At 66.8% G+C, this 19,436-nt stretch carries 15 protein-coding genes; 9 read left to right on the top strand and 6 right to left on the bottom strand.

Annotation, left to right across the window (positions count from 1 at the left end; genetic code table 11):
* Nucleotides 1-3 precede the first annotated feature (3 nt).
* The 5 genes from AABD04_RS15035 to AABD04_RS15015 all read left to right on the top strand — a co-directional run bounded on the left by AABD04_RS15035 (nt 4) and on the right by AABD04_RS15015 (nt 6,404).
* Entirely contained in the window at nt 4-1,395 is a 1,392-nt protein-coding gene (locus AABD04_RS15035) for a nitrate/nitrite transporter (RefSeq protein WP_341443069.1), read from the top strand.
* 62 nt (nt 1,396-1,457) lie between these two features.
* Nucleotides 1,458-3,953: a nitrite reductase large subunit NirB gene (nirB, locus tag AABD04_RS15030; RefSeq protein WP_341441647.1), complete on the top strand. Its 2,496-nt coding sequence runs from the start codon at nt 1,458-1,460 to the stop codon at nt 3,951-3,953.
* A 122-nt stretch (nt 3,954-4,075) separates the two neighbouring features.
* The gene (gene nirD / locus AABD04_RS15025; protein WP_341441646.1) at nt 4,076-4,468 is read left to right on the top strand and encodes a nitrite reductase small subunit NirD; all 393 of its coding nucleotides are present in this window, start codon (nt 4,076-4,078) and stop codon (nt 4,466-4,468) included.
* Nucleotides 4,465-5,676, top strand: a complete 1,212-nt coding sequence (locus AABD04_RS15020; protein WP_341441645.1) for a uroporphyrinogen-III synthase — start codon at nt 4,465-4,467, stop codon at nt 5,674-5,676. The genes nirD and AABD04_RS15020 overlap by 4 nt, the downstream gene beginning before the upstream one ends.
* Nucleotides 5,676-6,404 (top strand): sirohydrochlorin chelatase, encoded by a 729-nt coding sequence (locus tag AABD04_RS15015; protein ID WP_341441644.1) that lies wholly within the window; start codon nt 5,676-5,678, stop codon nt 6,402-6,404. The genes AABD04_RS15020 and AABD04_RS15015 overlap by 1 nt, the downstream gene beginning before the upstream one ends.
* Here AABD04_RS15015 and AABD04_RS15010 read toward each other — a convergent pair.
* Genes AABD04_RS15010 through AABD04_RS14995 form a run of 4 tightly spaced genes read right to left on the bottom strand, consistent with a single transcriptional unit; the run spans nt 6,358 to nt 9,720 of the window.
* Nucleotides 6,358-8,145, bottom strand: a complete 1,788-nt coding sequence (locus tag AABD04_RS15010) for an NTP transferase domain-containing protein (protein WP_341441643.1) — start codon at nt 8,143-8,145, stop codon at nt 6,358-6,360. The genes AABD04_RS15015 and AABD04_RS15010 overlap by 47 nt on opposite strands.
* 13 nt (nt 8,146-8,158) lie before the next feature.
* Entirely contained in the window at nt 8,159-8,605 is a 447-nt protein-coding gene (locus AABD04_RS15005; RefSeq protein WP_243593512.1) for a PaaI family thioesterase, read from the bottom strand.
* Nucleotides 8,602-8,943 (bottom strand): MGMT family protein, encoded by a 342-nt coding sequence (locus AABD04_RS15000; protein WP_341441642.1) that lies wholly within the window; start codon nt 8,941-8,943, stop codon nt 8,602-8,604. The genes AABD04_RS15005 and AABD04_RS15000 overlap by 4 nt, the downstream gene beginning before the upstream one ends.
* Nucleotides 8,944-9,720 (bottom strand): alpha/beta hydrolase, encoded by a 777-nt coding sequence (locus AABD04_RS14995; protein WP_341441641.1) that lies wholly within the window; start codon nt 9,718-9,720, stop codon nt 8,944-8,946. It lies immediately after the preceding gene.
* Between the two features lie 195 nt (nt 9,721-9,915).
* On the opposite strand from AABD04_RS14995, the gene AABD04_RS14990 reads away from it, so the two are divergent.
* Nucleotides 9,916-13,233 (top strand): ATP-dependent helicase, encoded by a 3,318-nt coding sequence (locus AABD04_RS14990; RefSeq protein WP_341441639.1) that lies wholly within the window; start codon nt 9,916-9,918, stop codon nt 13,231-13,233.
* On the top strand, nt 13,230-16,646 hold the full coding sequence (locus AABD04_RS14985) for an ATP-dependent helicase (RefSeq protein WP_341441638.1): 3,417 nt from the start codon (nt 13,230-13,232) through the stop codon (nt 16,644-16,646). Before AABD04_RS14990 ends, AABD04_RS14985 begins: the two co-directional genes overlap by 4 nt.
* Here the strand turns inward: AABD04_RS14985 and AABD04_RS14980 are convergent.
* Nucleotides 16,609-16,995 (bottom strand): DoxX family protein, encoded by a 387-nt coding sequence (locus AABD04_RS14980; RefSeq protein WP_243593504.1) that lies wholly within the window; start codon nt 16,993-16,995, stop codon nt 16,609-16,611. The two genes, AABD04_RS14985 and AABD04_RS14980, sit on opposite strands and share 38 nt — an antisense overlap.
* A 105-nt stretch (nt 16,996-17,100) precedes the next feature.
* Between AABD04_RS14980 and AABD04_RS14975 the strand changes: the two genes are divergently transcribed.
* Nucleotides 17,101-18,168, top strand: a complete 1,068-nt coding sequence (locus tag AABD04_RS14975; RefSeq protein ID WP_341443068.1) for a potassium channel family protein — start codon at nt 17,101-17,103, stop codon at nt 18,166-18,168.
* 24 nt (nt 18,169-18,192) lie between these two features.
* Nucleotides 18,193-19,095 (top strand): NAD(+) diphosphatase, encoded by a 903-nt coding sequence (gene nudC, locus AABD04_RS14970; protein ID WP_341441637.1) that lies wholly within the window; start codon nt 18,193-18,195, stop codon nt 19,093-19,095.
* Between the two features lie 7 nt (nt 19,096-19,102).
* Here nudC and AABD04_RS14965 read toward each other — a convergent pair whose 3' ends face one another.
* Nucleotides 19,103-19,372 carry a mycoredoxin gene (locus tag AABD04_RS14965; RefSeq protein WP_243593502.1) on the bottom strand — a complete coding sequence of 90 codons (270 nt, stop codon included), beginning with the start codon at nt 19,370-19,372 and terminating at the stop codon, nt 19,103-19,105.
* Nucleotides 19,373-19,436 lie beyond the last annotated feature (64 nt).

Here is a 19,436-nt window from a genome sequence, read left to right as displayed (position 1 = left end):
CACATCGCGCACTGGAATTCCGAGGACGTCGAGGCCTGGGAGGCCGGCGGCAAGCAGATCGCCAAGCGCAATCTGATCTGGTCGGTCATCGCCGAGCACGTCGGATTCTCGATCTGGTCGATCTGGTCGGTGATGGTGCTGTTCATGCCGTTGTCGGTCTACGGAATCGACGCTGCGGGCAAATTCTTCCTCGTGGCCGTACCCACACTCGTCGGGGCGATCCTGCGGATTCCCTACACCTTCGCCACGGCCAAGTTCGGTGGACGTAACTGGACCATCTTCAGTGCGCTGGTGTTGCTGATCCCCACCGTGCTGACGATGTACTTCATGCTCAACCCGGCGTCGTACACCACGTACATCATCGTGGCCGCGTTCGCCGGACTCGGTGGCGGCAACTTCGCATCCTCGATGACCAACATCAATGCGTTCTATCCTCAACGCGAAAAGGGATGGGCGCTCGGGCTCAACGCAGGCGGCGGCAACATCGGCGTGCCCGTCATCCAGCTCATCGGCCTGTTGGTCATCGCCACCGTCGGAAACACCGCACCCGAGATCGTCTGCGCCGTCTACCTCGTGTTCATCGCGCTGGCCGCCGTCGGTGCCGCGCTGTACATGGACAATCTCGACAACCAGAAGACCAACGGCCGGTCCATGATCGACGTACTGAAGTTCTCGGACTCGTGGTGGATCGCGTTCCTCTACATCGGTACGTTCGGATCGTTCATCGGATTCAGCTTCGCGTTCGGACAGGTTCTCCAGATCAACTTCCTCGCCGGCCTCACCGACGGAGCGCCGGCAACTCCTGCGCTGCAGGCGCAGGCGTCGCTGCAGGCCGCCCAGATCGCCTTCATCGGGCCGTTGCTCGGCTCGCTGTCTCGTCCGTTCGGCGGCAAGCTCGCCGACAGGATCGGTGGCGGCAAGATCACCCTGTACACGTTCGTGGCGATGACCTTCTCCACCGGAATTCTGGTCGCGGCCAGTACCTGGGACGATTCGACTCCCGGGGCGGCCAGCGGCACCGTCATGGTGCTCTTCGTCGTCGGATTCATCGCCCTCTTCCTGCTCTCCGGAATCGGAAACGGATCGGTCTACAAGATGATCCCTGCCATCTTCGCCGCGAAATCCACTGCGCTGCAGGGGATGACCGTCGACGAGCAGCAGCACTGGTCGCGCAAGATGTCCGGCGCACTCATCGGCATCGCCGGCGCCATCGGCGCTCTCGGTGGTGTGGGCATCAACCTGGTGCTCCGCGCGTCGTACTCGGGTGAAGCGAAGTCGGCTACCACGGCGTTCTGGGTGTTCCTCGTGTTCTACGTCGTGTGCGCCGCCGTCACCTGGGCGATCTACCTCCGTAGGACGAACTCCGCGGATGCCGACACACCGGTCGCGGTCTGAGGATTCATCACCGGCAGGGACGAGACGCAGTGCACGGCAACGCAGAATCGGAAGGACCCGTTGTGAAGAACGCGGTAGTGGTAGGTCATGGAATGGTCGGACACCGATTCGTCGAAGCGTTGCGTGCGCGCGACGAGGCGGCCGAGTGGAAGGTCACGGTCCTGTGCGAGGAAGCACTGGCGGCCTACGACAGGGTGGGACTGTCCTCCTACGTCGGTGCCTGGGACCACAAGGAACTCGCATTGGCGGGCAACGACTATCCCGGCGACACACTCGTCGAGATGCGCACCGGAGTCCGTGCCGATCGCATCGACCGTGACCACCGCACCGTCGTGACCTCGACGGGCGACACGGTCGAGTACGACGCACTCGTCCTCGCCACCGGTTCCTATCCGTTCGTCCCACCGATCGCCGGACACGACCTGCCCGCGTGCTTCGTCTACCGCACCCTCGACGATCTGGACAAGATCCGTGCACGCGCCGACGCCGCTGGACCGGGAGCCGTCGGTGTCGTGGTCGGCGGTGGCCTCCTCGGTCTCGAAGCGGCCAACGCGCTGAAGAAGATGGGCATGACCCCGCACGTCATCGAGTTCGCTCCACGATTGATGCCGCTGCAGGTGGACGAGGGCGGCGGCGCGCTGTTGGCCCGTCTCGTCACCGAACTCGGGTTGAACGTCCATGTGGGAGTGGGCACGTCGTCGATCACCGAGAACGACAGCGCAGGCCTGACGGTCGAATTGAGCGACGGCAGCACGATAGACGCCGCTCTGCTGGTGTTCTCCGCCGGTGTACGGCCCCAGGATCGGCTGGCCCGCGAGAGCGGGCTCGAGGTCGGTGAACGCGGCGGCATCATGGTCGACATCGGTTGCAGTACTTCCGATCCCGCCGTCTACGCCATCGGCGAATGCGCGGCGGTCGAAGGTCGGTGCTACGGCCTGGTCGCACCCGGATATTCGACGGCGGAGGTCGTGGCGGACCGATTGCTCGGCGGCGCAGCGCAATTCCCTGGTGCCGACATGTCCACCAAACTCAAGCTCATGGGAGTCGACGTCGCGAGCTTCGGCGACGCGATGGCGGCCACTCCGGGGGCTCTGGAGGTGGTGTTCAGCGACGCACCCAAGGGCACGTACGCCAAGCTCGTCGTGACCGACGACGCGAAGACCCTCCTCGGCGGCATCCTCGTCGGCGACGCCTCCGCGTACTCGCTGTTGCGTCCGCTCGTCGGACGTGAGTTGCCCGGTGACCCGGGTGCCCTGATCTCACCCGCAGCCGAACAGGTCGGTATCGGTGCGCTGCCGGACGACGCCGAGATCTGTTCCTGCAACGGCGTGAGCAAGGGTGCCATCTGTTCGGCTATCGCCGACGGAGCCTGCGATCTGCCCGCCGTGAAGAGCTGCACCACCGCGGGGACCACCTGCGGCGGATGCCTGCCGTCCATCAAGTCGTTGCTGGCGGCGTCCGGGGTGGTGCTCTCGAAGTCGTTGTGCGAGCATTTCTCTCAGTCCAGGGCCGAGCTGTTCGAGATCGTTCGGGCGACCGACACCCGTACGTTCTCCTCGCTGATCGCCAAGTACGGTGCGGGAACCGGTTGTGACATCTGCAAGCCCGTCGTGGCGTCGATCCTCGCATCGACGTCCTCCGATCACATTCTCGACGGCGAGCAGGCGTCGCTGCAGGACACCAACGATCACTTCCTGGCCAACATCCAGAAGAACGGCACGTACTCGGTGGTGCCGCGGATGCCAGGCGGCGAGTGCACGCCCGAGCAGCTCATCGTCATCGGCGAGGTCGCTCGTGATTTCGGGCTGTACACCAAGGTGACCGGAGGCCAGCGCATCGACATGTTCGGTGCCCGCGTCGAGCAGTTGCCGGCGATCTGGAAGCGCCTCGTCGACGCAGGGATGGAATCTGGTCAGGCGTACGGGAAGTCGCTGCGCACGGTCAAGAGCTGCGTGGGATCCACGTGGTGCCGCTACGGCGTCCAGGACTCGGTGGGTATGGCAGTGGACCTGGAGAACCGCTACCGCGGCCTCCGGTCGCCGCACAAGATCAAGTTCGGCGTCTCGGGTTGCGCGCGGGAATGCGCCGAGGCCCGTGGCAAGGACGTCGGAATCATCGCGACGGAAGGTGGCTGGAACCTCTACGTGGGCGGCAACGGTGGGCAGTCACCCAAGCACGCTCAATTGCTGGCCTCCAACCTCGACGACGCCACCCTGGTCAGCTACATCGACCGCTACCTCATGTTCTACGTGCGTACCGCCGACCGCTTGCAGCGCACGGCACCGTGGCTCGAATCGCTCGACGGGGGCCTGGACCACCTCAGGGCAGTCGTGTGCGAGGACAGCCTCGGGATCGGCGCAGAGCTCGAAGCAGACATGGCACGTCACGTCGCCGGATACAAGGACGAATGGGCCGGTGTGCTCGAAGACGACGAGAAGCTCGGTCGATTCGTCTCGTTCGTCAACGCCCCGAGTGAGGCCGACCCCACCATCTCATTCGACGAGTCCGGGGCTCGCAAGATCCCGGTGCTGATGGGGATGCCTCGCGTCGGCGCATAGGGCGAACGCAGGACCTGACAACTGGCGGGTCACGAAACTGAGTGCTTGTGCACAGGTGAGTAATCGCGACTTAACGGGCCAGAAACACTGACAACGTGGAATAGCTGACCAGGAGGTACGCCATGACTGTCATCGATTCATCAACAGTGAAGTCACCAACAGCGGTACCGAACGACACCGCTCGTGATTGGACCCCGGCCTGCACACTCGACGCGCTGATTCCTGGACGCGGAGTGGCGGTGCTCCTGCGTGGCGGCACCCAGGCGGCGCTGTTTCTGCTCGACGACGGACGACTGTTCGCGGTGGGCAACATAGATCCGTACGGGCGTGCAGCAGTGATGTCACGCGGACTGGTGGGAGACCGAGGGGGCGAACCCACCGTCGCATCGCCGCTGCTCAAGCAGGTCTTCTCCTTGGCCGACGGGCGCTGCCTCGACGATCCGCAGGTCACCCTCGGATCTTTCGAGGTCTCCTGCGTCGAGGGCGTCGTGCTCGTCCGCGGCGGATCTACGTGAGCGAAATCGCCGGGGCGACAACGCCTCTGGCCGGGTTCGCTGTCGGGATCACCGCGTCGCGTCGCGCCGAGGAGTTCGCGACTCTGCTCGAGCGGCGCGGGGCCACCGTGATGCACGCCCCCGCAATTCGCATCATTCCACTGGCCGACGACGCCGAACTCGAACGCGTCACCGCCGCTGTCATCGCTGATCCGCCCGAGATAACCGTGGCCACCACAGGAATCGGCTTTCGGGGCTGGATCGAGGCAGCGGACGGATGGGGACGGGCAGAGGAACTCGGCCGCGCTCTCGGCTCATCGCGGCTGCTGGCCCGTGGTCCCAAGGCCAAGGGCGCCATCCGAGCAGCCGATCTGCGTGAGGAATGGTCGCCCGCCTCGGAGTCCTCGGCAGAAGTGCTCGAACACCTGCTCGCCGAAGGCGTCGAAGACAAGCGCATCGCCGTGCAGTTGCACGGCGCAACCACCGAGTGGGAACCGGTACCGGACTTCTGCGAGGTGTTGCGCTGTGCCGGAGCAGAAGTGGTGCCGGTTCCGGTGTACCGCTGGACCGCGCCCGACGACCAGAGCCCGATGGACCGCATGATCGAGGCCGTCATCGTCGGCGATCTCGACGCCCTCAGCTTCACCTCGGCACCGGCGGTGGCGTCGATGCTGATGCGCGCCGACGAGAACGGCGTGCTCGAACCGCTGCTGCACTCGATGCGATCGAGGGTCCTGCCGGTGTGCGTCGGGCCGGTTACCGCTGCGCCTCTCGAACAACTGAACGTGGCCACCACGCAGCCCGCACGGGCGCGTTTGGGCGCACTGGCCCGGCACATCGCCGAGGAACTGCCGAGGCGAACCGGCCGGCTGCACGCAGGCGGACACGTGGTCAGTGTCCGCGGCAAGTGCGTGGTGGTCGACGGTGAAGTTCGACCGGTGTCCCCGGCAGGCATGGCGCTGATGAAGACATTGGCCCGCACTCCCGGACGCGTCGTCTCCCGCGAGGACCTGCTGGCGTCGCTCCCCGGCGGCGGCGGCGATACCCACGCGGTGGAAACCGCGATGACGAGACTCAGGTCCTCGCTGGGCGCGCCGAAAGCAATCCAGACCGTGGTCAAGCGTGGCTATCGCATCGCACTCGATCACATCGAGACCGAATCGGACTGCGACTCCGACGAGCCCGCCGTGCACGCGCGTGCGGCCGTCGTAGAAAGGGGAAAGTACTGATGACACCGACTCTGGTGTTGGTTGCACACGGCACCCGAAACCCCCGTGGTGTCGAGATGATCGCCGCACTCGCCGATTCCGTGTCGGCGCAGATCGGCACCACGCGCGTGGCATTCGTCGACGTGCTCGGGCCGTCCCCGGCCGAGGTACTACGCGACACCGCCGAGTCGGCGGTCGTTGTTCCCGCCTTCCTTGCATCGGGTTACCACGTGCACACCGATGTGCCGAGAGAGATCGCCGACAGTGCGCACCCGTCGGTCGCGGTCACCCGCGCTCTCGGACCGGACCCCGTGCTGGCCGAGGTAGTGGTCGACCGACTGCGCGACGCGGGATGGCAGGCGGGTGACTGCATCGTGCTCGCTGCCGCAGGATCCTCCGACGCTCGTGCGTTGGAAGAACACCGGCGCGCTGCGGCGATGCTGGCCGATGTCGCTCGGGTTCCGGTACGCATCGGTTACGTCGCCACCAGCACCCCCACTGTGTCCGACGCGGTGTCGGCTCTGCGAGAAGCCGGGCACCCGCGTGTGTTCGTGGCGTCGTATCTGTTGGCGCGCGGGCTCTTTCACACCCGCCTGGCCGACGCCGGTGCCGACGGCGTCGGCGACCCGCTCGGAGTCCATCCCGCGATAGTCGATCTCGTGGTCGCGCGCTACCGCGAGGGTGTCCGATCTCTCGGTGAATCTAGTGGTGTGGCAACGGAAGAATGGTCACCGGCTCGTCGGCGCTGACCTCGGCCGGAATCACTGCCAGGGCGTCGCGTCCGACGAGGTGAGCCAGGTGCGCCGTGCGGACCCGGATATCAGCCCGCCACCGCGTGCCGTCCGCGGTGACCGGGACGACGCGAGGGACCGCGGATCGAACCTCGGTCGAATTGGACAGCAGACCCAGCCGTAGGGGACGCACTGTTCTTCCGGTCAAGGCATCGACGATGGCAGGTGCGGTGAGCATGGCGGTACCGACGGCGGCCAGTGGGTTGCCGGGAAGGCCGAGTACCACCGTGCCGTCGGGCAGTACTGCGGTGATCTGAGAGCCGCCGGGGCGCACGCGTACTCGTCCGACGACGGTGTCGGCATCGACGCCGGCGAGGGTGGAGCGGAGCTGATCTGCGGCACCGCCTCCGGTCGCCCCGACGACGATGACGACGTCCACCTCATCGGTTCGGGTCAATACGTCTCGGAATCCGGCCGATGAGTCGTCGAGCAGCATCACATCGACGACGGTGATCCCGCAGTGCGCCAGGTACTCGGGCAGCACCGAACCGAGAACGTCCCTGGTCTCGCCGGGAGCGAGTGGTCCGGTGGATCGAATCTCGTTGCCGCTGATGATTACTCGTCCGCGTACCGGACCACGTACCGAGACGTCGAAGGTCTCTGCGCTGGCGGCGAGCGACCGTACTGCGGCATCGACCGGGGTGCCGGCGGCGACGAGTTCGGTACCGGGCAGCCAGTCCTCGCCGCGTCGGCGCGTGTCGTCGGATTGCGGCACCGTCGGGATCCGACGCACCGAACCGTCCGCTTCGCGTGTCACGTGTTCGTCGCGCACGACCGATGTTGCGCCGGGTGGGAGCGCAGCGCCGGTCGCGATGCGCACGGCCGTCCCCTCGGTGAGTCCGGTGATGTCGGAGCTTCCGGCATACGCGACATCGGACCGGAGAGCCCACGGTTCGGTGCCGCAGACGGCGTACCCGTCCATCGCGGAGATATCGACGGCAGGTAACGCCGTGCCGGCCAGAACGGACTCTGCAAGAACTGTCCCGGCGCTGTCCCGCAACGCAACTCGATGGACGGGTAGGGGCGCGATCCGACTCCGAATGCGGGCGAGTGCATCGGCGATCTCGAGCGCTTCCGTCGGCTGCGCCGCGCGGCGGGCAGCGAGAAGATCGGCGCGAGTATCGCAGTCCTCGATCCCGGACACCGGAATCACCAGGTGATCGACCGGAACGATTGCGCGCATCGGTGCGCCGTCCACCGAATCCAGCTGTGCGACAGCGGATCGCAGCGCAGACAGCTTCCAGACGCCGAGCAGGAACTGCGTGCGGCCTGCCTCGTCGCGGGCGAAGACGGCATCGGTCTGCGCGCGCACCATGGAATCGATCAGCGACCGGACCGCCGCGGCGTCGAGAACCGGAATGTCCGACGCAACGACGACCACCAGATCTGCTGTGCTCTCCGAACGTGCCCTGCCGTCGAGTGATTGCAGTCCTGCGGCGAGGGCGGCGACGGGTCCACCGCCTGCGGGGGATTCGCGGGTCTGCACCACGTGCTCGGAGATCCCGTTCCGGGTCGGGCCCACCAGAACCGTTCTGCGGCAACGCGACACCGCGTCCACGGCGATGTCGACCATGCGACGGCCACCGACGGTCATGGCAGGCTTGTCGACCTCCTGCGGCGCAGTGGGGTGCTCGGGATCTGCCATCCTCGACCCTCGACCGCCGGCGAGGACGATCGCATCGCAGATCGAGTGCTTCACGAGGGGGCCACTGTCATGTCGGCAGCGGAACGTTCTGCAGGCGGACCTGCCCACGCGCTATGGTCTTGCCGCTGTCGGTGGCGGTGATCGTGACCAGCCACAGTTGCTGAACGCGGCCCTGCTGCAACGGTTCTGCGACAACATCGACGCGTCCGCCCTTGCTGGCGCGGAGAAAGTCGGTGCCGTTGTGTACGCCGACCGCGAACTCACCGCGATCCTTGACCGCCTCGCTGGCACCGATACTGGCGGCGCTCTCGACGGCGGTGGTGTAGACGCCGCCATGGACGACACCCCACGGAGTGAAGTGCTCGTCGGTCAAATCGATGTGCCCCGCCACCCTGGTACCCGAGACCTCGTCGACGACGAGACCGGCGGATGCGACGAAGCCGCTCGCCTTCGACAGCGCGTATTTCGCCGTCGGGCGTGGATCGAACTGCCCGAGCCCGTCTCTGATGTTCATTCCCCGAGATTAGTGGTCGACGCAGGTGGCGGTGGGAGCGCCCCGAAGTCGAATCGAATCGATCTCAAGGCCACACGCCCGTCGTGCACCGGCACCCCTTCGCTGCGCAGGTTCTCCAGCTGCCGGGTGGCCAGGTGCGGAGCGGGTCGACCACTGGCTCCGAGCACACGATGCCAGGGGAGGTCGGCAGAATCGGTGCGCATGATCCATCCGACGATGCGAGGGCTCGACAGGTCGGCTGCAGCCGCGATGTCTCCGTAGGTGGCGACGAACCCCGGGGGAATCGACGCGACCAACGCGCGAACTCTCTCGACCTGGGCTTCGGTGATCGGGGCCATCTACAGCACGGATCGCACCAGCTCGGCCACCTCGACCGGCTTGGCCTGGCCGACCATGTGATCGCAGTCGAGTTCGACGGTGCGTAGATTCTCACCGAGCTTCTCTCGCAGTGCAGCGAGGAATTCGTTTGTGACATAAGGAGGTTCGACACGCATGGCCCGCACCACGATGGTGGGGACGCTCTCGGCGGGAACCACGATCGGTCGGGCCAGCTCGCCCCACGTCGCCACGATGGCGGGAATCGACATTCGCCACGCGACCTTTCCGCCGTCTGCGGGGACCAGGTGATCGGCGACCTCTCGGTCGAGCAGTTCGGTGGGCACATCCGCCCACGCCCCGTGGATCTTCTCCGATCGCGCCTCGTCGGCGTCGGTGTAATCGGGGGACTTCGCGGTGGCCTCGGCCACCTCGAGCAGCTCGTCCGGCGGCAGAGCGATCGCGGGATCGAGCAGAACCAGTGCTCGCACCGCGTCCGGGAACCTCTGCGCCAGGTGCACGGCCAACGCGCCGCCGTACGAGTGACCGAGAACTACGACCGGTCCACGCGCATGGGCGTCGAGCACGGCCTTCAGGGCAGTGACCTGCGCGTCGATGTCCCAGGGCGGCGTGGCCGGGGAATGCCCGTGACCGATGAGGTCGGGTGCCAGGATCCTGGCCTCGGGTAGATGGTTCTCGGCGAGATCCCACCACCGGGCACCGTGTCCGGTGACGCCGTGGACGGCAAGGATTTGTGGACCGTCTGAGGGTCCGAACGTATGCAGGTTCAACTCGGGCACGTCGACCACTATGCCGCATCTGCTCAGGACCAGCGAAACAACCCGACTGCGCACGCGATTCCGAGGAACTCGGTGCCAACAACCGAACCAGCGCCGTTCTGCGTGCATTGCGGGACGGGTTGCTCGACTGATCTCGTCCAGGGTTCCGTCCGGGCGGCGGCCGATGTGTCGGTGGCTCGTGATTGCATCTGTGTCATGAGCTCGGACGGCAGACACGGCGCGACGGTCACTCTCGTCCGTGCACCCAAGGTGGCTCGCCCGGCACGTGAGTGGACCGGCCCGGCAGCTCAGCTGTTGTCGTCGACACCCGACTCGGCAGCCGAGGCTGCGAAGGGCGCTCCACGATGGAATCCGTGGCAGATACTCGGTGGTCCCGGCACGGGCAAGTCCTCGCTCGTCGCCGATTACGCGGTCTCGCGCATCGTCACCGGTGATCCGGAGTCGGTTCTGGTGCTCACGCAGTCCAAACGGGCGGCAACCGCGGTGCGTGAGGTCATCACCGCCGGCCTCTTCAGCGGCGATCACGCACTGCGGGCGACTCGTGAACCGTTGGTGCGCACGGTCCACTCCTATGCCTTCGCGGTGCTGCGGCTACAGGCCTCGCTGTACGGCAATCCGCCACCACGATTGCTGACCGGAGCCGAGCAGGACGCGGTGGTGCGCGAGATGCTGCGCGGCGATCTGGAGGACGGGGCAGGTGACTGGCCGGCGCGGCTGCGTCCGGCACTGGGCACCGCGGGATTCGTCACTGCGGTGCGAGACATGATGCTCAGGGCCGCCGAACGCGGGATCGGTCCGGAAGACCTGATCAAACTCGGCCGCAAGCACGGCAAGGCCGAGTGGGTCGCCGTCGGGAAATTCGCAGCCGGATACGAGCAGGCCATGTTGCTGCGCGGTGCTGTCGGAGTGGAGGCAGCTGGAGCCACGGCACCGGGTCTGGACGCCGCCGAGCTGATCGGTGCCGCGCTCCTGGCGTTCGCCACCGATCCCGAACTGCTGCGCAGCGAACGCGCGCGCATTCGTCACCTCGTCGTCGACGACGCGCAGCACCTCGATCCGCAAGCGGCGCAGCTGGTTCGATTGATCGGCACCGATACCGAATCGACCGTCGTCGCCGGGGATCCCGATCAATCCGTGTTCACCTTCCGGGGTGCCGACCCCACCTTCGTGGCCGACCTGGTGGAGGTGGACTCGCCGCGTCGCGTCGTGCTCACTCGCAATCACCGGTCCGTGCCCGAGGTCGCGGAGCTGACCGACATCGTGGCGAGAAGATTGCCCGGGCTCGGTCGGCACCGCTGTCCCGAACCGGTGGGCACCGCCCGATTCGGTGCACCGGCTGCGCGAGTGCACGTCGTGTCCTCGCCCGCGAAGGAGGCGGCCATCATCGCCGACGCCATGCGTCGTGCCCACCTGATCGACGGCATGCCGTGGTCCGAGATGGCGATCGTGGTGCGGTCCGTGCCGCGCACCCTCGCACCGTTGCGCCGGGCTCTGCACGGCGCAGGGGTTCCGATGATCACCCCGACCTCAGAGCTGCCGCTGCACCGCCAGCACGGGGCGGTGGGGCTTCTGCTGGTACTGCGGGCGATCTCCGACCCGAGCTTCGACGGTGAAGACGCACTCGCGTTGCTCTCCGGGCCGATCGGCGGAGCCGACCCGGTGGGTCTGCGGCGACTGCGCCGGGGCGTGCGCAGGCTCGAGCTCGCATCGGGCGGCGAGCGCGACTCGGCCGAGTTGCTCAGAGTCGTACTCACCGACGATGCCCGGGGGAGTGCCGGGTGGACGAACGGACTCTCGGACGTGGAGTCCGCCCCGTTGCGCAGAGCCCTCGGTGTCATCCGGAAGGCACGAGCGCTCGCCCGCGCGGGCAGGGGTGTCGAGGACGTGTTGTGGGCGGCGTGGCAGGCATCGGGGCTGGAGCGGCGTTGGTCCGCAGCGTCCGCGTGGGGCGGCTCGGCCGGTACCCAGGCCGACCGCGACCTGGATGCGGTGGTGGCGCTGTTCGACGCGGCGGCATCATATGTCGACAGGTTGCCGCGGGCTCAGATCGGTGGATTCCTCGATTACATTGCGCAGCAAGAGATTCCTACTCTGAACTCACACCGACCCACGGTCCGGGCCGACGCGGTGACGCTACTCAGCGCGCATTCGGCCGCGGGTCGGGAATGGGAGCTCGTCGCGGTTGCCGGGGTCCAGGAAGGGCTGTGGCCGGGTCTGCGGTCACGCGGCAGCCTTCTGGGTACCGACACCTTGATCGACCTTGCGTCCGGCAAGGTCGATGCAGCTGCGGCGCTCGACGGGCGACTGTCGAAGTCGGCACCGTTGCTGGCCGAGGAGCGGACGCTGTTTCTGGTGGCGTGCAGTCGCGCTCGGTCGACCTTGCTCGTCACCGCCGTCGATTCCAGCACCGGAGATGCCGATCTCGTCCGATCGCGATTCGTGGACGAACTACGTGGCCTCGACGACGGAGGAGAGCCGGAGCTCGCACCCGAGCTCCCCGGGCCGGAGACTGCACACCGAGTGTTGGCGCTGCCCATGCTGGTGGCCGAACTCCGGAGTGTGGTGTGCGATCCGGTTGTCGCCGAGCAGGATCCGGACAAGCGTGCCCGTGCGGCCCGGCATCTGGCCACGCTCGCCGATGCCGGCGTGCGCGGCGCGCATCCCGACGAGTGGTTCGGGGTGGCAGGGCCCAGCACCGACGCGCCGCTGTGGCAACTCGGCGACGGTCCGGTTCCGCTGTCGCCGTCCACGGTGGAACAACTCACCACCTGCCCGCTGCGGTGGATGCTCGAACGTCACGGCGGTAACGACGGCACCAACACCCATGCGGTCACCGGCACGCTCGTGCACACTCTCGTTCAGGCAGTGGCCGGTCGGATACCACCGGATCAACTTCGCCGGGCCCTGGAAACAGCCTGGGATGCAGTGGATCTCGGATCGCAGTGGTACTCACGGCACGAGCTCGACCGAACCGGAGGGATGCTCGAGACCTTCGAGACCTGGCTGCAGGGCAGTCGCGGCGAGCTCACCGAGGTCGGAGTCGAAGTGCGCGTCGACGGCATACTCGACGCTCGGTCCGCGGACGAGCCTGCGGTGGCGTTGCGTGGCCGCATCGACCGACTCGAACACGATCCGGACGGACGGCCGGTGATCATCGACGTCAAGACGGCCAAGACCGTCATGTCCAAGGAGGATGCCCAGGACCATCATCAGCTGGCCACCTATCAGGTCGCCGCGGCAGCCGGTGCCATAGAGGGTGAGCCTGCGGGCGAGCCCGGCGGTGCGCGCTTGGTGTTCGTCGCCAAGCCCCACAACAAGGACGGAGCGACACAGCGCGTCCAACAAGTGCCGACTCCGGAGAAACTCGAGGAGTGGCGAGGCACCGTGCACCAGGCCGCATCGGCAACGCAGGGGCCTGCATTCGAGGCGCGGATCAACGACGGCTGCAGGCACTGCCCGGTCAAGTCCAGTTGTCCGGCACACGAGACGGGTAGGCAGGTGACCGAGCAGTGACGGCATCGACGAAGATTCGGACCGGTTCGGTGCGGGTGTCGCCGGTCGAACTCGCCCGGGCGCTCGGGCAGAAGCATCCACCGACCGACGAACAAGCCGCAGTGATCGCAGCTCCACCCGGCCCGACGCTCGTCGTGGCGGGGGCAGGTGCAGGCAAGACCGAAACCATGGCTGCCCGCGTGGTGTGGATGGTGGCCAATGGCTTCGTCGATCCGGACCAGGTGCTGGGTCTGACGTTCACTCGAAAAGCCGCACAGCAGTTGACCTCTCGGATCAGAGCGCGGCTGGCTCGGCTGGCTGGATCCGATCTGGTGCGGGCTCTCGATCCCAGTCTGGCACTGCGCGAGCGGATCCTCGGTGCCGAGCCGGAAGTGAGCACCTATCACTCCTACGCGGGTCGATTGCTCACCGAGCACGGCTTGCTGTTGCCCATCGAACCGTCCGCGACACTGCTCTCGGAAACCGAACTGTGGCAGCTCGCGCACCGTGTCGTCAGTACCTGGGACGGCGACCTGGAGACCGATCGCAACCCCACGTCGGTGACCGAGGCGGTGCTCGCACTCTCCGGCCAGTTGGCCGAGCATCTGGTCGATCCCGAGGACCTGCGCCACGCGCACGTGGAGCTGGAGAAGCTGGTGTACACGCTCGGGCCGGGGCCCCGGCAGCGCGGCGGGCCCACCAAAGAGCTGTTGAACATCCTGAGCGCGCAACATCAACGAATCGGATTGCTGCCGTTGGTGGAACAGCTGGCGCAGACTCTGCGACGCGAGGGTGCGCTGGATTTCGGTTCGCAGATGTCGATGGCGGCTCGGGTCGCTGCCGAGCACGCCGAGGTGGGAATCGCCGAACGGCAACGCTTCCGGCTCGTGTTGCTCGACGAGTACCAGGACACCGGCCATGCCCAGCGCGTCCTGCTGTCGTCTCTGTTCGGCTCCGGGAGCGATCCACACTTGGCGTTGACCGCTGTCGGCGATCCGATGCAGTCCATCTACGGGTGGCGCGGCGCATCGGCAGCAAATCTGCCTCGGTTCGCCACCGACTTTCCGCAGGCCGACGGTAGTCCCGCACCTCGGCTCGAGCTGCTCACCAGTTGGCGAAATCCGCCCGAGGCATTGACCCTGGCCAACCTGATCACCGACCCACTGCGCCGCGTCGGTGTGCCGGTGCCGACTCTGCGGGCCCGGCCGGGTGCGGTTCCCGGTGACGTCCGACTGGCCGTCACCGATACCGTTCTGGACGAACGAGAGTGGATCGCCGACCGGATCGCGGGGGAGTACCGCGCTGCCCTCGAGCAGGATCGCACCCCGCCCACCGCCGCGGTTCTGGTGCGCCGCAATGCCGATGCCGAGCCGATCGCGGAGGTGCTGCGCAGCCGCGGGTTGCCGGTGGAGGTCGTCGGGCTCGGTGGATTGCTGCACGTTCCCGAGGTGGCCGACATCATCGCGATGCTGCGGCTGGTAGCGGACCCCACTGCCGGTAGCTCGGCGATGCGTATCCTCACCGGCTCCCGGTGGCAGATCGGCCCGACGGATCTGCGGGCGCTCTCCCAGCGCGCCCGAGAACTCGAGATCCGCGGCGGGTACGGCACCGCGGGTCGCGTCGACGACCCGGAGGCACTCGATGCGGCGCTCGGCAGCGCGCTACCCGGCGAGCAGTCGGAGCAAGCCGGTCTGGCCGACGCGATAGCCGATCCCGGTCCGGCCGAGCGATACTCGGAGGTCGGTCATCGCCGAATCGTCGCCCTGGCCGGCGAACTGCACCTGCTGCGCGACCGAATCGGTCAACCGCTCACGGAATTGGTCGGCGACATCGAACGGCTCATGGGCATCGGCGTCGAAGCTCAGGCACGCACACCGATCAGCACCCACGGCGCGGTCGGTCGGGAACATCTCGACGAGTTCGCCCACGTCGTTGCCGATTACGCCGACAACCCGACCGCCACGGTCACCGGATTCCTGTCGTTTCTCGCAGCGGCCGAGACGGTCGAGGACGGCCTCGCTCCCGGTGAGGTCGACGTCGCGCCCCATCGTGTGCAGGTGCTCACCGTCCATTCCGCAAAAGGCCTCGAATGGGAGGTGGTGGCAGTGCCGCACGTGGCGAAGGGCGTGTTCCCGTCCTCGAACGCGTCCTCCACCTGGCTCGGGGCGATGGCCGAGCTACCGCCGTCGTTGCGCGGTGACCGTGCGCTCGACGGCGAAGGCTCGGAGGGGGTTCCGGTTCTCGAACTGGAACAACTCCACAACCGCAAGGATCTGGAAGACGCCGTCAAGAGTCACAAGGATGCGTTGGCGAGGCGTCGACTCGCCGAGGATCGCCGACTGTTCTACGTAGCGCTCACCCGAACCGAACGGGTACTGCTGGTCTCCGCGCACCACTGGGACGAGACCGCAACGAAGCCGCGCGGGCCCTCGGATTTTCTCGACGAATTGCACCGGCACGTACTGGAATTCGCCGACGTCGCGGCAATCGAACAGTGGGCACCTGCCCCGGAGGACGGGGCGTCGAACCCACTGGGAGCCGTGCCGCACACGGCGTCCTGGCCACGCGATCCGCTCGGCCAACGGCGGGGGGCGATCGAGGGCGGGGCACAGGAGGTGCTGCGCGCGCTCGCCGAGATCACTCACGCACCGACCGAAGGTGTTGTCACCGTTGAGGATCAGACGCTGGAGGACCCCGAGAATTGGGCCGCGGACGTCGATACTCTGCTGGCGGAGCGGGCCGCGAGATCGGTCGCAGGAGTCGACGTGGCACTGCCCGGCAACCTGTCGGTGACGCAGCTGGTGGATCTCGCGGCCGACCCCGATGCATTGGCCTCGCGCCTGCGCAGACCACTTCCGTTTCCGCCGAATCCGTTGGCACGCAGAGGAACCGCGTTTCACGCCTGGATCGAACGCAGGTTCGGCGCGACCCGACTGCTCGACCTCGACGAACTGCCGGGCTCTGCCGACACCGGGGCCTCGGCCGATGTGGACCTCGAAACCCTCCAGCAGGCGTTTCTCGATTCGGAGTGGTCGCTCCGCAGCCCCGTCGAAGTGGAGGTGCCGTTCGAGACCTCCGTGGCGGGAACGGTACTGCGAGGACGCATCGACGCAGTGTTCGCGGACCCGGACGGCGGCTGGACCGTCGTCGACTGGAAGACGGGCGCAGAGCCGACGGCGTCGGAACAGCGGGCGGTAGCGATGCAACTCGCGGCCTACCGGCTGGCGTGGGCCGAGCTGATGTCGATCGGGCGCGCGGAACCGGTGCCGCTCGACCGCGTGCGCGCAGCGTTCCACTACGTGCGCAGCGGTCACACCATTTCGCCCGAGAACCTGCCGGACGCAACAGAATTGGCCCAGCTGTTGGAAGGGCCGGCCGGGCCCGAGCAGCCGGGGGCTACGGTGCGTTCCGACGGGCCTTCAGAGCTTCGGTGACCAGTGGAATCTGCAGCGGTAGACGGGCGATCATCGCTGCTTTGAGAGCCGGTGAGGTCTTCGGGCTCTGTACGTACTTCCACGCCAGGTTGATATTGGCGGGGAACACCACCACGAACAGGGCGGCCGCGAGTGCACCGCCGAGTCGACGGGTCCGCGGTGCGGCGAGCGTCGCAGCCACGGCAAGTTCGGCGACACCCGAAACCTGCGTATAGGTCCGCGCCGAGCCTGGCAACGCCGTCGGTACCTGGGCATCGAAGAACTTCGGAGTGACGAAGTGGAGAATTCCGGCTCCGGCGAGCAGTCCCGCGAGGCGCAATGCGGCTGCCTGACTCGATCTCTGTGTCATGCCCATACCGTGCCACACCCTGTGTCGTCGGCACAGAAGCCTGGCATGGGGTTACGCTGCGTGCCGTGAATGATCTCGACATCGGTGAGTACCTCGGCGGGCGACGTGGCCGGTAGCTTGCGTGCGAGCCTCGGTGACAGTGGCGCGCTGACCGACAAGCCCGACTTCGCCCTCGTCGGAGTGCTCCGGGTACCGGAACTGGAATCGAGTCCCTGGCGCGCCATCTACAAGCGGGTGCTGATGGCGCTGGGGATACTGCTGCTCGCGGCATTCGTGGTGTACATCGATCGCGATGGATACAGCGACACTCAGGACGGCGAACTGTCCTTCCTCGACTCGTTCTACTACGCGACGGTGTCGCTTTCGACGACGGGATACGGTGACATCGCACCGGTGAGTGCGTCGGCGCGACTGGTGAACATTCTGGTCATCACACCCCTTCGGGTCCTTTTCCTCATCCTGCTGGTCGGTACGACGCTGTCGGTTCTCACCGAGCGGTCCCGGCAAGCATTCAAAATTCAGCGATGGAGACGCAGCGTGCGCAATCACACCGTGGTCATCGGTTTCGGCACCAAAGGCCGTACCGCAGTGGACGCGATGCTCGGAGACGGCGTGTCGGCGTCCGACATCGTGGTGGTCGACACCGACCAGATGGTGCTCGATACTGCCTCCGCCATGGGCCTGGTCACCGTCCACGGTTCGGCGACCAAGTCGGATGTGCTCAGACTCACCGGTGCTCAGCACGCGTCGGCCATCATCGTGGCGACCAACCGAGACGACACCGCCGTGCTGGTGACCTTGACCGCCCGTGAGATCGCTCCGAAAGCGAAGATCGTCGCGGCCATCAGGGAAGCAGAGAACACGCACCTGCTGCGTCAGTCCGGTGCCGATTCGGTCGTCGTCTCCTCCGAGACCGCGGGACGTCTGCTCGGGATCGCCACGTCGACTCCGTCCGTGGTGGAGATGATCGAGGATCTGTTGACCCCGGAGGCGGGCTTCGCCATTGCCGAGCGCGAAGTCGAGCGCGACGAGGTGGGCGGATCGCCACGGCACCTCACCGACATCGTCCTCGGAGTGGTGCGAGGCGGAAAACTGTTCCGGGTCGGCACTCCGGAAGTCGATGCTGTCGAGGCATCCGATCGTCTGCTGTACATCCGTCGCGTGGGTGACTGACCGCGGGCAAGTAGGGTCGTACGCGTGCCGAAATTCCAACTCGCTCACCCACCTCGACTGTCCCGATCGCCACTGAACAGGGCAGAAGAACTGCGCCGAGACACCGCAGCGTTGGCAGCGGGTTGGCCGACTGCTCGCATCCTGAGCGTCGACGGCAGAGGCAGGTTCTCGGTGGACGAGAAGGGCCTGGTTCTCGTCCCTGCCGCGGACGTCGCAGCGGAGCCCACGCCCGACGCGGTCTTTCTCGGAATCCACGGGGACCGACACCTGTGGGCCAGGCGGGTGGAGGTGGTGCAGGGCACGCTGGGGGATCTGCGTACCGATGGTGATCGCCTCGACAGCACCGCGTTGTCGATGGTGACCGGCGCGCTGGCGATCCTCAACTGGCATGCGAGCGCGCAGTTCAGTTCGCTGGACGGTGCGCCGTCCGCTCCGTCGAGCGCAGGGTGGTCGCGGACCAGCACGTCCACCGGCCACGAAGAATTTCCGCGTACCGATCCGGCAGTGATCTGTCTGGTTCACGACGGCGGCGACCGAGTACTGCTGGCCCGAGCGCCCGCGTGGCCCGAGCGTCGCTTCTCGGTGCTGGCGGGCTTCGTCGAGGCCGGCGAATCATTGGAAACCTGTGTCACACGCGAGATCAGAGAAGAAGTGGGCCTCGACGTCTCCGGTATCGAATATCTGGGCAGTCAGCCGTGGCCGTTTCCACGATCGGTGATGATCGGGTTCTCCGCCGTTGCCGACCCGGATCAACCGCTGCACTTTCAGGACGGCGAGATCGCCGAGGCCCACTGGTTCGATCGAGCAGAGGTCCTCGCGGCACTCGAGCTGGGCGACTGGGGATCGGATTCGACCTCTCGGCTGCTGCTACCGGGCTCGATCTCCATCGCCCGCGGCATGCTGGAGGCGTGGGCGGCGACGGCCTGACGGTCGGTCAGATCGACAGCGCGCTCTTGACTTCGGCCAGAGTGGGGTTCGTCGCAGTCGAGCCGTCGGCGAAGAGCACGGTCGGCACCACATGGTTGCCGTTGTTGACGCTGCCGACGAAGTCGGCCGACTCCGGGTTCTGCTCGATGTCGATCTCGGCGTACTCGATGCCGGCCTGGTCGAGCTGGGTCTTGAGCCGGCGGCAGTAACCGCACCACGTGGTGGAGTAGACGGTCAACGCGGCTGGACTCTGCTGGGTGTTCTCGGAAGTGGTCACGACAACAGTCAACAGGAGCGCCGACGCGATTGTTCCGGCCGCTACCGGCATCGGTCGTTCGCCG

The sequence above is a fragment of the Rhodococcoides navarretei genome (genome assembly GCF_038069675.1).
GTDB classification, from domain to species: domain Bacteria; phylum Actinomycetota; class Actinomycetes; order Mycobacteriales; family Mycobacteriaceae; genus Rhodococcoides; species Rhodococcoides navarretei.
The sequence above is the reverse complement of the archived record's forward strand: the minus strand, read 5'-3'. Positions and strand labels throughout refer to the sequence as shown.